This window comes from Micromonospora lutea, from assembly GCF_016863535.1.
Taxonomy (GTDB): Bacteria; Actinomycetota; Actinomycetes; order Mycobacteriales; family Micromonosporaceae; genus Micromonospora; species Micromonospora lutea.
This window is the reverse complement of sequence record NZ_BOPB01000002.1, coordinates 145,805-160,382: the sequence shown is the minus strand read 5'-3', so window position 1 is coordinate 160,382 and position 14,578 is coordinate 145,805. Positions and strand designations below refer to the sequence as shown.

The following is a 14,578-nucleotide window of genomic DNA, read 5'->3' as shown; positions in this document are numbered from 1 at the left end:
GACGACGGCACCAGCGGTACGGCTCACGGGGGCCGAACCGGTCATCTTCAGCCTGCTCCTGCCCGGACCGTCGCCGGCAGGGTCCATGTCACTGGACCACGGGACCTTGGTCCCCCGGCGACGGCCGCAACAAAAGGACTCAGGCCGGGCAGTTGCATGCGACGGCAAGGGTTGATCGAGCCGTCCGCCACCCCCATGCTTCCAGGTGAGGATGTCGAGGTAGGCGAACGTCAGTGAGGTGCACTCCGCCTCGGAAGAGTTCGAGCTGCCATGTCTTTACACAGGCGCCGGAGACTCGCCATTGACCAAAATTAATCACCAGAGTTCCGGGATTCCGGCGGTTGCTCGAGGTTCTGCTGCCGCTTTTTCTGCTCAGTCTTCAGTCGATGCACCTCCTCGACAAATTCAGCAAGCTGATCCTCCTCGTTGGGAATTCTCTTGTATCTCCCCACTCCAACCTCGACAGCTTCCCACTCCGACTCAATGGCATCAGCGGTTTGCTGTAGGTAGAAACTCCGCTCCTTATATTTAAAGTAACCCATGAAGCCGCTAGTGACACCCACAAGGAAAGTGAGCCCGAGGATCGTCCATCGATCCCAGGTCATTCTATCCGCAATTCCGGCAATCCCCGTGGCCGCGAGGGATCCGATGATCAAGAAGCCCTGGAGGGCGTTATTTACTACCCTGTATTTCCTACTCTCCGTTCTTAGCTGGTCGATATCAGAATAGGCGTCCTCCTTATACGCCACGCGGCGCACCTTCAAGTCGCCTTGAATTCCGGCAACTACGAGCTTCCGTTCATCCCGAAGCCGAGCAAGCGCAAGTTCCAGTTCCGGCTCGGACGGCCGCTTATCGGACCGCTCTTTATCGATAGGCCCACCCGGATCTTTGGTCAGCCTAAAAGCAGCCACACCAAAACACAGCGCCACGAAGAAAGTGGGTATCAGGACAATCTTCTTCGACTCACCGCCCCACCACGGCAGCCATATGGCTGCGTAGACAGCAGCGATCAAGATCGGCCCGAAAGCCATGCTCACATAAGACAGCTTTCGCCGCCGGCGCGCGTACTCCAGCGCCTGCTCCGTCTGTCGAATCCTGTGATTCAGTAGCAACAAGTTTTCTTGCTGGCTTGCGGCTGGCAAAATGCCTCCGTCAGGAATCATGAGAGATGACGATTACACTTTCCGCCAAGCGGAAAATCCACGCCTCCGAGCAAGCAGCCAACCCATGGCAGTAGTCGATTAGCCGGGCTGCCTCGTAAGGCTGCATCAGCGATAGATCAATGGACACGACGCGACGAGACTTAATCACCTCGGCGATATCGCGAGTTGCACCCTGGAAATCCTTGGGCCTAACGCGCCAAGCGGCATCCAGTCGCACTTGAGGCGCCGCGCTGCTTCCAGCTCGATACCGGCATTCACCAAGCGCAAGATTCAGAGATCGTTCGAGGTCCCTTGAGTGATCACGCATGCATGCGACTCGCAGCTGCTCTTCATTCGGATTTTGACCACCTCGGGCAGAGCCAAGCAAGTACATTGCCATCATAAATGCGATCAATCCAACCAGAACAAGTAGGAGCGCGAGGCTTCCTGACACCAAAGCCGAATTCCAGCTCGATGGCAATATCCACGCCCCACTTTCCCTAGCCACTCCAGTGGATCCGCTTAGCGGTGCCCGACATCCGATTGTCTCCATTGGAGCCCGATCGCGAAGCAGCACAGACGGACCAAGAATTTATCTTCCTGCCTCCATCAGCACCACAGAATGTCCGGAACCCGACAAAACAAAGACTCTTGCGGCTTTGATGAGCAAAGCCAAACCTTAGTCACCGGCCTACTCGATTGGGCGAGAGACGGGCAAGGACGGCTTGGTTCGCCTCCCAGCCATCGGGAAACTTGACCGGCACGTTTAGGTGCACCGGCTCGGCCGACGGGTGGGCGTCCAGCAGCTCAGCAATGCCCGCCCGCGCCACCACGATGCAAGCCTGTCGGTGCCGGGACGTGAGCACGCAGAGCCGCCCCGACTCCAGGTGGAACGCGGTCGCATCCCGCCGCCCCGACAGCGGGTGCAGCACGATCGTCACGTCGTACTCCCGGCCTTGCAGGCGGTTGGCGGTGTCGACGGTGACGCCGGATTCGGCCTCACCGAGGTGGGCGCGGATGGCGGCGACCTGGTCGCGGTGGGCGGCGCCGATGGCGATCCGGTCGGGGGTGACCGGCGCTCCGCCGGGCTCGCGTTCGGGGACGGCGATCGCTCCGCGTTCCAGTAGCCGGCGGGCCAGGGCGGCGCACGCGGCGGCGGCTTCGGCGTCGGTGCGTAGCGTGTGCCGGGCGGGCAGTTCGTGGAGTGCCCAGCCGGTCGCCGCCGCCGTTTCCAGCACCGCGTCGATCTTGCCGTGTCGGAAGCCGGCCCTGGTGAACGAGAGTGAACGTTCGCCGAGGGTCGTGCCGGCCTGGAAGCCGGTGAACGGGTAGAACGTCTCGGCGACTACCGGCGCGGCGGACGGCGGCAGGCGCCACGACACTGGCAGGCGGTGTACCGGCAGATCCGGGTTGTGCCGCAGCAGCGCGGCGGCCGCGGACTGCATCGAGTCCCAGGTGAGGCCGACCCAGCGTTCGGTCTCGACGGTGGAGAACGGGTCGAGCTGGCCGGGGTCGCCGACGAACAGCGCCCCCTCGAACCGGCCGGCCACGCGCAGCAGCGCGTCCGACCGCATCTGGTACGCCTCGTCGACGGTCGCCCAGGGCCAGGAGCCTTCCGACATCATCGACCACTTGGCTGCCGTACCGATGATGACGGAGGGACCACCGAGGTCGGCGACCTTGGCGGCCACCCGGACCGTCCCGTACCGCCTGATTCGCTCGGTGGCGGTGTAGTCGTTCGCCGAAAGGCGGCGCTCGTTGTTTGCGCGATGACGATCAGTGGCTCGCCGGTGCGGGCCAGCTCGATGGCGGCGCGGACCACCAGGGTCGACTTGCCGGCGTCGGGCGGCGAGTCGGCCACCACGCCACGATGCTTGCCGGAACGCAGGTCGGCCAGGACCGCAGTGATGACCTGCTCGGCCTGAGCCGACGGCGATGGCGCCGGCTGTCGGGGAAGCAGCAGGTTGCTGACGGTCATGGGCGTCACCGCGTCTCGTACTCGAACTGCTGCAGGCGGGTGCGCGCGACCTCCAGCTCGGCGGGATCGAACAGCCACTCGAACTCCGGCCTGGTCACCAGGGCCTCGACCGTCAGGTCGAGGCGGCCGCGTTCCCACAGCGCCACGAACCCGTCGGACACGACCGGGCTGGCGAGCAGCTTCTTTGCGGTGGAGATGCTGCCATGCTCGGCGAGCATGCTGAGGAAGAGCGTGGCGTTGTAGCCGGCCTCGTCGCGCGCCGCCACGTACAGGTGCCGCATTGCCCGGTCGAAGTCGGCGCCGGTGCCGCCGGGCGCGGCCTGCGCCGGCACGGTCGCCGACGCCGGATCATGCGTCGGCGCCGCATCCTCGGCGGTCGAGCCGTCGGGGCCGACGTGGTCGTCGTCCTCTGACCGTCCGGCGGCCTGCTCGTTGCGCCGGGCCACGTAGCCGAGGAGCGCATCCACCGAGGTGAACACCTCGTACCCGAGCTCCTCCATGCGGGGCAGGTCGGGGTTGGCGTCGAGTTCCAATATCACCGGGTTGCCGAGCCCTGGTTGGAGACCGTCCGGCCAGTACGCCTCGGCCACCCCCAGGACACGTCCCGTCGCCGGGTCGGCGATTTCGCTGTCCAGCGCGGGTTCGGCGCAGCCGGCCGCGGTCAGCTCCTCGACCAGCGCCTTAATCTGGCGGGCGCGGATGTCGTCGTCCTCCTCGGCCACCACGACCACCGGCCGCAGCGGCTCGGCCGCCAGCTTGGTCCCGTCACGCAGGCTGGCGAGGAAGCCGTTGGCGGCCTCGGCCAACAGTTCTCGGCGGGCGGCCAGGAACTCGCGGTAGCGGTCGAGGCGCCAGAGCTGCGGGTCGGTGGGAATCCACTGCGACTCGAGCGCGCCCGGGTGCTTCTGCTGGGTCTCGGCGAAGTAGTCCTCCGGCGCCCGCTTGCCGATCGCCAGGTTGGTTTGCTGGGTCAGGAAGGAGAAGTTCGCGACGGCGTTGACCTCGGAGCGGCCGTAGCCGTGCTTGTAGAGCAGCGCCTTCGGAAAGATGTGGTGCACCTGCAGCGACGTGAGGTGGCCCAGCATCTCGGCTCTGAGCTCGAGCCCGGAGCCGAAGTCGCGGGCGCCGAGCACGCGGGTGAGCAGGTAGAGCAGCGGGTAGAAGCGCGAACCGCGGCCAAATCCCTCGAAGTCCTGACCATCGATGACGAGGTTGCCGCCGCGCCACCGACTGAGGCTGGCGATCAGGCCGTCGATGCCGCTGCGCGCGACAGTCTCGTAGTCCTGGGTCAGGATCGTCTCGGTCGAACCGGCGAAGCGTCCCCACAGCGCGGCGTGCACGTACCAGAAGAGCATCCGGTCACGCTGGGTGGCGTCGGTGAACGAGCCGCCGTTGAGGTGCAGGAAGCGGGAGATCACCGGGAAGGCGTAGCGGCCCATCAGCACCCGGTCGTGGTCGAGCCCGAGGCGTCCGGAAGTCACGTCGAGGAACCCGCTGATGTAGCGCTCGCTGGAGCTCAACGCCTGGGCGAAGTCGGCCGAACCGACCCCTTCCAGGGCCTCGAACTGGGCTCGGCCGGTGGCCACCGCGTTGACGTTGCGCAGCAGCCAGTCGAGGTTGAACTGGAATCCCGCAGTCGACCAGGTGCTGAGGTGCTTGCGCATCGTGGAGCGGGCTTCGGGCCAGTCGGCACAGATCTTCGCCAGCGCCAGGTCGCCTTTGGAGAGCTTGGTGCCGCCGGAGTTGACGCGGTTGAAGATGTCGACGACGACCTCGACGCGCTTGTCGGCCCCGGTGATTTTCTCCTGGTGGAACTCGCGCTCGAGGATGTTGCGCAGCCGGATGAGCCGGCCCATGTAGGTGGCGAAGTGCGGCATGGTGGCCGGGTCGGCCGAGAGCTTGCCGATGTGCGGCTCGATGCCGTTGACGAAGAGTTCGGTGACGTCGACCCAGGTCGGGTCGTCCCTCATCTTGGCCGGCGCGTAGAACTCGAACGTCTCCTCGTCGACGTTGAACCGCAGGCCGGTGAAGGCCGCCGAGTCGCCCTCGAAGAACGCCGGCGGCTTGCCGCGCACCACCCCGTAGAGGGAGGTGATCCGCTGCTGACCGTCCAGAAGCAGCTGCTTGATTCCGCCGCCAGCCTTGCTGGTGCCGCGCACCGACCCGTGGTCGGCTTCGGTCTCCCAGACCAGCAGCGCACCGACCGGATAACCGAGGTAGAGCGAGCGCATCAGGCCACGGACCTGGTCCCGGTTCCACACGTAGCCGCGCTGGAACTCGGGCAGCAGCACGGTGCCGGAGTCGATCTGGTCGAGGATCGTGCCCAACTTGCTCATATCAGCTCCCTCACGGATCTGAACGTCTGTTGGTGGGTGGCACGGCAGTCGGATCAGCGCTTCGTGGTGTCTCCGGTGATCGCGGTGCCGCCGTCGGCATCACGGTTTCCAGTCGTCCACGTGATCTGCCTCCCCTGGCTCCAGCAGCCGCCGGGCCTCCGCCTCCAGCGCGGCGAACTCCTCGGCTGCCTCCCGGTCCGCCTCAGCGAGCTCACGGGCTCGGCGTTGATCGTCGAAGGCGTCGAAGCGTTCGTGAGCGATGCGCTGCATGTCGGCCTGGGAGACCCGTCCGGCGTTGTTGAGCACCTGGCGCTCGTTGAAGTCGAGAAACCGGTCGGTCTGGGTCACCCACTCCGCCATCCGGATCTGCTGGCGCCGCCGTGTCCGGTCCTCTGCGTAGTCCAGGAACATAGTGGTCAGGCGGTTCAGCTCGTCGATCTCTTCGGCGTTCAGATAGTTCTTCGAGATCGTCACGTCGCTCTTACGCACGCGCGCCCCGGCCCAGTTGGTGAGGCCCATGTTCGGTGCTTCCGCGTCGGCTCGCATCACGATGAGCTCGGCTGCGGTACGGCCGGTGACCGCGTAGACCAGCTTGTTCTGGATGGTCGCGAAGAACCTCCGCGCCATCTCGCTGCTGCCGTCGTAGTCGACGCTGGTTTGCGCGAACACGTCCCGCACCTTCTGGTAGAACCGCTTCTCCGAGGCCCGGATGTCGCGGATGCGGGCGAGCAGCTCATCGAAGTAGTCATGGCCGCCCGGCTCCTTGAGCCGCTCGTCGTTGAGCGCGAACCCCTTGACCAGGTATTCACGCAGCACCGTCGTCGCCCACTGCCGGAACTGAACGGCACGTGGCGACCGGACCCGGTAGCCGACGGCCAGAATCATGTCGAGGTTGTAGGCCTGGACTGTCCGCCGTACCTGGCGAGAGCCCTCCTGGCGAACTTGTAAGAGCTGCTTACAGGTTCGTTCCTCCTGATGCTCCCCGTCTGCGTAGATGGTTCGGATGTGCTGCGTAATGTTCTGTGGTGTCGTATCGAAGAGCGTCGCGATATCCGCCTGGGTCAGCCAGACCGTCCCGTCGACCGCTCGCAGCTGGATCTGGGTACGGCCGTCACCCGTTCGGTAGAGGATCATCTCGCTGGTCGAATCAGTCACGAGCATTCCTCCTGGGCGTCCTCGGCGGTCGGGACGCGGTCGTCGTACGGCGCGGGCCGCACCGCGCCGGATGGTCGGTGTACGCGGCGAAGGGCTGATTGTCGACGCCGGCGCAGTCGAACACTGCTCGCCAGCCGCAGCCCGAGTTTCTAGTGAGGGCCGTGAAAGTGCGGGCGTTGTGTCGGGCCGGGGCGACGCCGCCGATCGCGGTGCCGACGCTGCTGGTTCGGATGGCAGCCAGCCGCTGGGCGAGGTTCATGCCGACCCCCGGGCGCCCCGTAGCCGGTTGCCGAAGAGCTGCTCCGCCTCGTCGAGCTGCTCTCGGGCCCGGTCAGCCGCCGCGGTGCGCTGCGACCGGTCGGCGTCGGCGTGGATCACCAGCTCCGCGTGGGCGGCCTTGACGACGATCGCCGGTTCTACGGCCTCGTGCCCGCCGACGGCTCCGGGAATGCTGGTGGCGAACCGGCGGAGCAGGCGGGCCACCGTGAGGGTTTGCTCGGGCAGCCGCGCCACCTGCTCGGCGACGTTGATGGCGGCGGTCAGGAAATCCACCCGGAGGCTGAGCGGGCCGATGATGCGCCGCTCCAGCGGCCAGGTCGAGACGGCCAGCAGGCCGCGCGCCGGCACAAGGTGCTCGGCGGTGAGCGCCGAGCAGAGATGGTACGGCCGGGAGTGCGGGGCAGTGCGGAACGAGCGCTCCTCGTCGCGACGCAGGTGGGTCAGCCTGCCCGGGACGATGCTCTGGCCAGCGGCACCGAAGAAGGCGTTGTGCACCTCGGCGATCAGCTTCGGTGCGGCCGGGGCGGAGAGCAGGGTGAGGGCGTGGTGAACCTGGTCGCGCATCGACACCAGGGGAGCCTCGACACGTACGGGCTGGAGGTCAGCCTCGGCGTTGTCGGCGAGGTCGATGATGGCCAGCTCCCAGTCATGCTCGGCAGCGCGCAGCTCGGCCCGCAGCGCCTTCGCGCGAGCCGTGTCCCGCGCTACCACCGCTCGTCGCACCGCAGCCCGTAGGTCGTCGATCCGACCTTCGAGGTCTTCGATGGGCTCCACCACGACGGGCACGCTACAAGTTCCAGTGTTTGCCAGCAATCCCCCACATGCAGGATTGTTGATACCGGGAACACTACTGTCGGTGATACCCAGATGTGAACCCCGTACGGGCCGCCACCGCTCCCCACTCGATTAGGTTTTCGACCGGTTAGCCGCAGGCGATCTGTCCGTTTAGGTGGTTGATCTCAACAGCTCCGACAAGATCGAAGGAACTGTCCGGCACGCGACAGAGCAGCGCCTCGGTCGCCGGGTATGAACGGATGCTTCACCGCGAGAGGGTGTGGCTGCCAGCCGAGTGGATGCGCCCTCCTGATTTGCTGGCCGGGTGCGGCTCCGCACCTTCCTACCCCTTAGGACAGACGTGGGAATCCTCAAGGAGATGCAGCGGGCGCATGCACGACAGGTGCGTGCCCAGCGGCAGGCTCAGGCTGCGGCCTACCGGCACCACCAGCAGTTGCTGCGAGAGGCGGAGAGAGCCAAGAAGGCAGCTCAGCGCGTTGCCGCTGCGAATGAACGCGAACGCAAGCGGCTGTACGCCGAAGCGCGTGCCGCAGAGGTGGCAGCCATGAACTCGGACCTCCAGCTTCGCCTTGACGCGCTGGACGACCTCTTGGCCGCGACTCTCGAAGTTGACGATCACATCGACTTCAGCCGGTTGAAGAAAAGCGTCACCCATCAGCCGTTCAAACCTGGAAAGCTCGGCGTCCCTCTGCCGTCGCCGGATTGGCGCCGCTTCGAACCATCACCGCCGGGGGGCTTGGCCAAGATGTTCGGGGGAGAAGCGAGATACCAGCAGCGGCTGTCCGTCGCGCAGCACGCGTTTACTCAGGCGCAGGCGGAGCACGCGACCGCCGAAGCCGGGCGCCAGCGCAAACTCGCCTCGATGCACCAGGCGTACCAGCGCCGCTGCGCCAAGGCTGACGCGGACGCTGCCGCGCACAACGCCGAGATCGACCAATTCGCCGCCGCGTTCACCGCCGGTGAGCCTGCGGTGGTCGTCGAGTACTTCAGCATGGTGCTCGGCAACTCGGTCTACCCCGACGACTTCCCGCAGCAGTACCGCCTGGCGTACGTCCCGGAGTCCCGCCAGCTGGTCGTGGAGTATCACCTGCCGACGCTTGATGTCGTCCCACCGGTTCGGGAGTACCGCTACGTCAAGGTCCGCGACGAGATCACGTCGGCCGCCCGGCCGGCGAAGGAAATCAAGGAGCGGTACGCGAACCTCGTGGCTCAGCTCACGCTGCGTACCGTGCACGAACTCTTCGAAGCCGACCGCTCTGGGCTTGTGGACACGATCGTCTTCAACGGCATCGTCGACACCACCGATCCACGCACCGGGGCGTCCGTGCAGCCCTGCCTGGTGACGCTCCGGACCACCCGCGAAGTGTTCGGCGGGCTGAACCTCGGCATGGTGGATCCCAACTCCTGCCTGCAGCATCTCAACGCCTCGGTGTCGAAGCGCCCGGCCGAGCTGGCACCCGTCCGCCCGGTGCTGGAGTTCGACATGGTCGACAAACGCTTCGTCGACGAGGTCGACGTGCTGGCCGACCTCGACCAGCGGCCGAACCTGCTCAAGTTGAGCCCCACCGAGTTCGAGAGCCTGATCCAGAACCTGTTCGCGAAGATGGGACTGGACACCAAGCAGACCCGCCCCTCCCGTGATGGCGGAGTCGACTGCGTCGCCTTCGACCCTCGGCCCATCTTCGGCGGCAAGGTGGTCATCCAGGCCAAGCGCTACCGCAACACCGTCGACGTCTCGTCGGTCCGAGACCTCTTCGGCACAGTGCAGAACGAGGGCGCTTCCAAAGGCATCCTGGTGACCACCAGTGGTTACGGGCCCGCGTCGTACGAGTTCGCCTCCGGCAAGCCGCTGGAGCTGATCGACGGCTCCAACCTGATCTACCTGCTCGCTGAACACGCGGAGGTGAAGGCCCGCATCGACCCGAGCGAGCTGGACTGATCGATGGCGACCGACGTCAGCCGACCTGGTGCGACCCTGATCATGCACTTCACGCACATCGACAACCTGCCGGCCATCCTGGCAGCGGGCCGGCTGTTTCCAGACAACGTTGTAGGAACGCGACTTGCCACGAACGTCGGCGCCGCCGACATCAAGGCGAGCCGTCGCGACCGCATCATCACCTGTCAACCGGGCGGTGTGGTGGCTGACTACGTGCCCTTCTACTTCGCGGAACGCTCGCCAATGATGTACCGGATCGCCTGTGAGCACCGGGACGGCAAGACGGGATGCTACCCAGACGGGGACGATCCACTCGTGTATCTCGTCAGCACCGTGGAGAGAGTGCACGAGGCCCGTCTCAGCTGGGTCGCGAGCGACGGCAACTGTGCACATCACCTGACCAACTTCAGTCGTTCCCTGGACGAGCTTGCGGAGCTCGTGGACTGGCCGCTGATGCGAGAGCGGATCTGGAAGAACCTTCCCGACGACCAGGATCGGATCAGGCGACGCATGGCCGAGTTCCTGGTCCACCGCGAGTTCCCGCTGGACCTGCTCGTCGGCTACGCCGTACGGACATCACAGCGGGCAGCACAGCTGAGGTGCGTCCTACAGACAGCTGGCATCATCGACCCGTACGTTCGTGTCAGACCGAACTGGTACTACGGGTACAAGCGGAAGGGGGCAGAGGAATGATCATCATCGGCCACGGCAACCTCCTGACCGCTGACGCTGAAGCATTGGTCAACACGGTTAACACGGTAGGCGTGATGGGCAAGGGAATCGCCCTTCAGTTCAAGCGAGCCTACCCAGCGAATTATGCAGCTTACCGAGCAGCGTGCGCTGCAAATAGAGTCAAACTAGGCGAGATGTTCGTTTTTGATTCAGCCCGCCTAGGCTACCGTAGATATGTAATTAACTTCCCCACCAAGGGGCACTGGCGGGCCGACTCGAAGCTGTCTGACATCCAGGCAGGGCTCGCTGATCTCGTCCGCGTGGTGCGTGAACGCCGGATCACGTCCGTAGCTATTCCCGCTCTGGGCTGCGGCAACGGCGGGCTCGACTGGGACGAGGTCAGGCCCGCGATCGAGCATGCCTTCGCCGCGCTACCCGACGTGCAAGTGCTGCTTTTTCCTCCGGAAGGGGCACCGCACCCGGCTGACATGCCGGTAGCCACTGAGAAGCCCCGACTGACAGAAGGACGCGCCACCCTGCTGCGCGCTATCGAGCGTTATCTGCAACGAGCACAGGCACTCGAACCGCGCGACGGTGTAACCCTTTTGGAAATTCAGAAGATCGCCTATTTCCTCCAGGTCCTGGGGCAGCCGTTACGTCTGGAATTCGGACGCGGCCGATACGGCCCGTACGCCGACAACCTCAACCACGTCCTCGACCGGTTGGAAGGGCACTACCTCACCGGCTTCGGTGACCGGTCCGCACGGGTGGAGGAGCTCCAGCCGATCCGGCTCACCGCCGGCACCCCCGAGGCCATCGCAAACTGGTGCGCGGCCCACGGCACGCCATCGTTTGACGCGCTAGACCAGTTGGCCCGTCTAGTCGACGGCTTCGAGGCCCCCTACAGCCTTGAGCTGCTGGCCACAGTGCACTACGCGGCTACGTTGCACCCGCCGACCAGCGACCTCGCCGAGTTGACCGAGCGGGTTCGTAGGTGGAGTGGCCGCAAGGCACGCCTCTTCACACCCCCGCATATCAAGCTGGCCTACAACCGACTGCAGTCAGCCGGCTTGCTGCCGGCGTTGGACCCTGCGTGATCGTCTGCGGTGTCTAATTGCCTGCCCGGCCGATATCTGAAAGCAGTAGGAATGACGAGAAGTGGTCAGGTTCCCAGGTGACGGATCTTGAACGGGGCGTCTACGAGCACATCGTCACGCGCGACCTGGCCGACCGGCTCCAGCACGTCGACTCCGCGCTGATCCAGCACGCGAACCTCGACCCGGCTGCCGCCCCGGATGCGCTCGCCCGGCACATCGCCACCCTGGCCCACCGCGCCCTGCACGCCGTCGGCGGCGACGACAAGCTCCACCACCAGGTCGAGTTGGCCAACCGTATCGCCGAGGCGATCGCCACTCTCAACCCGCAGGCAGCAACAGAACGAGACCAGGTCGCCGACGCCAAGCGCCTCCTGCACGCCATCGCCGCCCCGCCAATCCCACCGGCCGCCCCCGCCTTCCCGTCACGCCCCACCACCCCGCTCTCCACCGGCGCGCTGCTGGTCAACGGCCGGCACCAGCCCCGCATCGGTCACGAGGTCACCCACGAGATGGCCTCCGCCGACCAGGTCGACCTGCTCTGCGCGTTCATCAAGTGGCACGGCCTGCGTCTCATCGAGCCCGCCATCCGCGACCTGATCGACCGTGGTGGCCGGCTCCGCGTCATCACCACGACGTACCTAGGCGCCACCGACCAGCGTGCCCTGGACCGGCTCGCCGAGCTGGGCGCCGACATCAAGGTCTCCTACGAGACCCGTACCACCCGCCTGCACGCCAAAGCGTGGCTGTTCCGCCGCAACAACGGCACCACCACCGCGTACGTCGGCTCGTCGAACCTGTCCAAGACTGCGTTGGTCGACGGCGTGGAGTGGAACGTCCGGATCTCCAACATGGAGCAGCCGTACGTCATCGACACGTTCACCGCGACCTTCGAGGACTACTGGCACGATCCGGCGTTTGAGGACTACCACCCCGGCAGGGACGCCGACCGACTCCGCACAGCGCTGCGCGGGGAGCGCCGCGACGGCGAGGCACCGATCGAGATCGCCAACCTGGATGTGCGGCCGTACCCGTACCAGGCGGAGATCCTGGCCGACCTCGACGCCGAGCGTAAGGTCCACGGCCGCTGGCGCAACCTGGTGGTCATGGCCACCGGTACGGGCAAGACGATCGTGGCGGCGCTCGACTACCGCCGGCTGCACCGGGAGAAGTCCGTCGACTCGCTGCTCTTCGTCGCGCATCAGGAGCAGATCCTGCGGCAGAGTTTGGCGACGTTCCGGCAGGTCATGGGGGACGGCAGCTTCGGCGAGACGCTCGTCGGGGGCCGGGCGCCGCAGCACTGGCGGCACGTCTTCGCCTCCATCCAGTCACTGCACCGACGGGAGATCGACCCCGAGGCGTACGACATGGTGATCGTCGACGAGTTCCATCACGCGGAAGCGCCGACGTACGCCCGACTGCTGAACCGGCTGAAGCCGCGCGTACTGCTGGGATTGACCGCAACCCCCGACCGCAGTGACGGCGGCGACGTGCGGCGGTGGTTCGATGGCCGCGCCGCCGTTGAGCTGCACCTGTGGGAGGCCCTCGAACGACAGTTGCTGGCGCCGTTCCAGTATTTCGGGCTGCACGACGACGTGGACCTGTCGCAGTTGCGCTGGAAGCGCGGGCAGGGGTACGACCCGACGGAGTTGGACGGCGTCTACACCGGCAACGACGCGCGGGCACGGATGGTGCTGCGGGCGGTACGTGACACCGTCGACGTCGACCGGATGCGGGCGCTCGGGTTCTGCGTGAGCATCGGGCACGCCGAGTTCATGGCGGACTGGTTCAGCTGGCACGGCGTGCCGTCGGCGGCGGTGACGTCGCGGACCACAGATCGGCAGGCCCTGCTCAAGCAGTTCAAGGACGGCACGCTCAGGGTGCTGTTCACCGTTGACCTGTTCAACGAGGGTGTCGACCTGCCGATGGTCGACACGATCCTGATGCTGCGGCCCACCGAGAGCGCCACCATCTTCCTCCAGCAGCTCGGTCGTGGGCTGCGCCTGGACGACGACAAGCCCTGCCTGACCGTGCTCGACTTCATCGGCGGGCAGCACGCCAACTTCCGCTTCGACCTCCGCTGGCGCGCTCTGACCGGGGTCAGCCGCCGCGCGACAACCGAAGCGGTACGCGACGACTTCCCGTCCCTGCCCAGCGGCTGCCACATCCAGCTCGACCGGGTGGCCAAGGAGATCGTGCTGGCCAACCTGCGCTCGGCGGTACCGACCTCGAAGACCGGGCTGACGAAGGAGTTGCGGCTGCTCGGGGACGTCAGCCTGGCCGATTTCCTGCACGAGGCCGGCGTGGAGATCGAGGACGTCTACCGGTCGGCGAGCGTCGGCGGGTGGACCGGGCTGCGGCGGCTCGCCGGGCTGGAAGCCTCACCGGGCGGGCCGGACGACCGCGAGTTGGGCCGGGCCATCGGGCGGATGCTGCACCTGGACGACCCGGACCGGCTCGACCTGCTGGCCCGGGTTGCGGCGGGCGAGCGGCCGGAGGCCGGGCGGTTGTGGGACATGCTGCACTTCGACCTCTGGGGGCCGAACGCGCCGCTCACCGAGCGCGAGGCCCGGCTGGCGCGGCTGCTCGCCGAGCCGGCCCGCTGCGCGGAGCTGCGGCAGGTGGCCGAGGTGCTGCGGGACCGCATCCACCGGGTCACCCAGCCCGTCGACGGGCTGCCGCTGCGGGTGCACGCCCGGTACAGCCGCAATGAGGCATGCGCCGCCTTCGGCATGCCGAACCCCGGCTCGTTGCGCGAAGGCGTGAAGTGGCTGCCCGACGCGCAGGCCGACATCTTCTTCGTCACCCTGGTCAAGTCCGAGCAGCACTACTCCCCCACCACGATGTACGCCGACCGGGCCATCACCGAGTCGCTGTTCCAGTGGGAGTCGCAGAGCACCACGTCATCGGCGTCGCCGACCGGGCAGCGCTACATCAACCATGAGAAGCAAGGCTCGACGGTGCACCTCTTCGTCCGGGAGACGAGGATTCCGGACCGTGACCTGGGCGCGCCGGCCTACCTGTACGCCGGGCCGATGACGTACCAGAAGCACAGCGGCGACCGTCCGATGCGGATCATCTGGGAGCTGAGGCACCCGCTGCCCGCCGACATGTACGCCGCCGCCCGCGCCATCGCCGCTTGAGCTCGGGGGGTGGGCCACCACGGCCCACCCCCGCCCGCGCCGCTC

The 14,578-nt window shown here is 66.3% G+C and carries 10 protein-coding genes and 1 pseudogene; 4 read left to right on the top strand and 7 right to left on the bottom strand.

The features are described 5' to 3' along the window. Window positions 1–311 precede the first annotated feature (311 nt). The 7 genes and pseudogenes from Vlu01_RS02155 to Vlu01_RS02125 form a co-directional block, all read right to left on the bottom strand. Window positions 312–1,163, bottom strand: coding sequence for an SLATT domain-containing protein (locus tag Vlu01_RS02155; protein WP_239095642.1), 852 nt, complete (start codon window positions 1,161–1,163; stop codon window positions 312–314). Beyond that, a complete protein-coding gene (sepF, locus tag Vlu01_RS27885) occupies window positions 1,153–1,470 on the bottom strand; it encodes a cell division protein SepF (protein ID WP_373307266.1) in 318 nt (105 codons plus the stop codon). Before sepF ends, Vlu01_RS02155 begins: the two co-directional genes overlap by 11 nt. Window positions 1,471–1,825: 355 nt before the next feature. Continuing rightward, window positions 1,826–3,120, bottom strand: a pseudogene (locus Vlu01_RS02145) (AAA domain-containing protein). 5 nt (window positions 3,121–3,125) lie between these two features. After that, the gene (locus Vlu01_RS02140; RefSeq protein ID WP_203992148.1) at window positions 3,126–5,456 is read right to left on the bottom strand and encodes a GmrSD restriction endonuclease domain-containing protein; all 2,331 of its coding nucleotides are present in this window, start codon (window positions 5,454–5,456) and stop codon (window positions 3,126–3,128) included. A gap of 99 nt (window positions 5,457–5,555) precedes the next feature. Further along, window positions 5,556–6,611 carry a virulence RhuM family protein gene (locus tag Vlu01_RS02135; RefSeq protein ID WP_203992145.1) on the bottom strand — a complete coding sequence of 352 codons (1,056 nt, stop codon included), beginning with the start codon at window positions 6,609–6,611 and terminating at the stop codon, window positions 5,556–5,558. A 255-nt stretch (window positions 6,612–6,866) separates the two neighbouring features. After that, window positions 6,867–7,667: a hypothetical protein gene (locus tag Vlu01_RS02130; RefSeq protein ID WP_203992142.1), complete on the bottom strand. Its 801-nt coding sequence runs from the start codon at window positions 7,665–7,667 to the stop codon at window positions 6,867–6,869. 340 nt (window positions 7,668–8,007) lie between these two features. After that, a complete protein-coding gene (locus Vlu01_RS02125; RefSeq protein WP_203992139.1) occupies window positions 8,008–8,340 on the bottom strand; it encodes a hypothetical protein in 333 nt (110 codons plus the stop codon). Window positions 8,341–8,430: 90 nt separating this feature from the next. Here Vlu01_RS02125 and Vlu01_RS02120 point away from each other — a divergent pair, with 90 nt between their 5' ends. The 4 genes from Vlu01_RS02120 (at window position 8,431) to Vlu01_RS27715 (ending at window position 14,533) form a co-directional block, all read left to right on the top strand. Further along, window positions 8,431–9,624 carry a restriction endonuclease gene (locus Vlu01_RS02120; RefSeq protein ID WP_203992137.1) on the top strand — a complete coding sequence of 398 codons (1,194 nt, stop codon included), beginning with the start codon at window positions 8,431–8,433 and terminating at the stop codon, window positions 9,622–9,624. 3 nt (window positions 9,625–9,627) lie between these two features. Beyond that, window positions 9,628–10,317, top strand: coding sequence for a type II toxin-antitoxin system toxin DNA ADP-ribosyl transferase DarT (gene darT, locus Vlu01_RS02115; RefSeq protein ID WP_203992134.1), 690 nt, complete (start codon window positions 9,628–9,630; stop codon window positions 10,315–10,317). Beyond that, window positions 10,314–11,393 carry a type II toxin-antitoxin system antitoxin DNA ADP-ribosyl glycohydrolase DarG gene (gene darG / locus Vlu01_RS02110; protein WP_203992131.1) on the top strand — a complete coding sequence of 360 codons (1,080 nt, stop codon included), beginning with the start codon at window positions 10,314–10,316 and terminating at the stop codon, window positions 11,391–11,393. Before darT ends, darG begins: the two co-directional genes overlap by 4 nt. Before the next feature lie 77 nt (window positions 11,394–11,470). Next, window positions 11,471–14,533, top strand: coding sequence for a DEAD/DEAH box helicase (locus Vlu01_RS27715; protein ID WP_203992119.1), 3,063 nt, complete (start codon window positions 11,471–11,473; stop codon window positions 14,531–14,533). Window positions 14,534–14,578 lie beyond the last annotated feature (45 nt).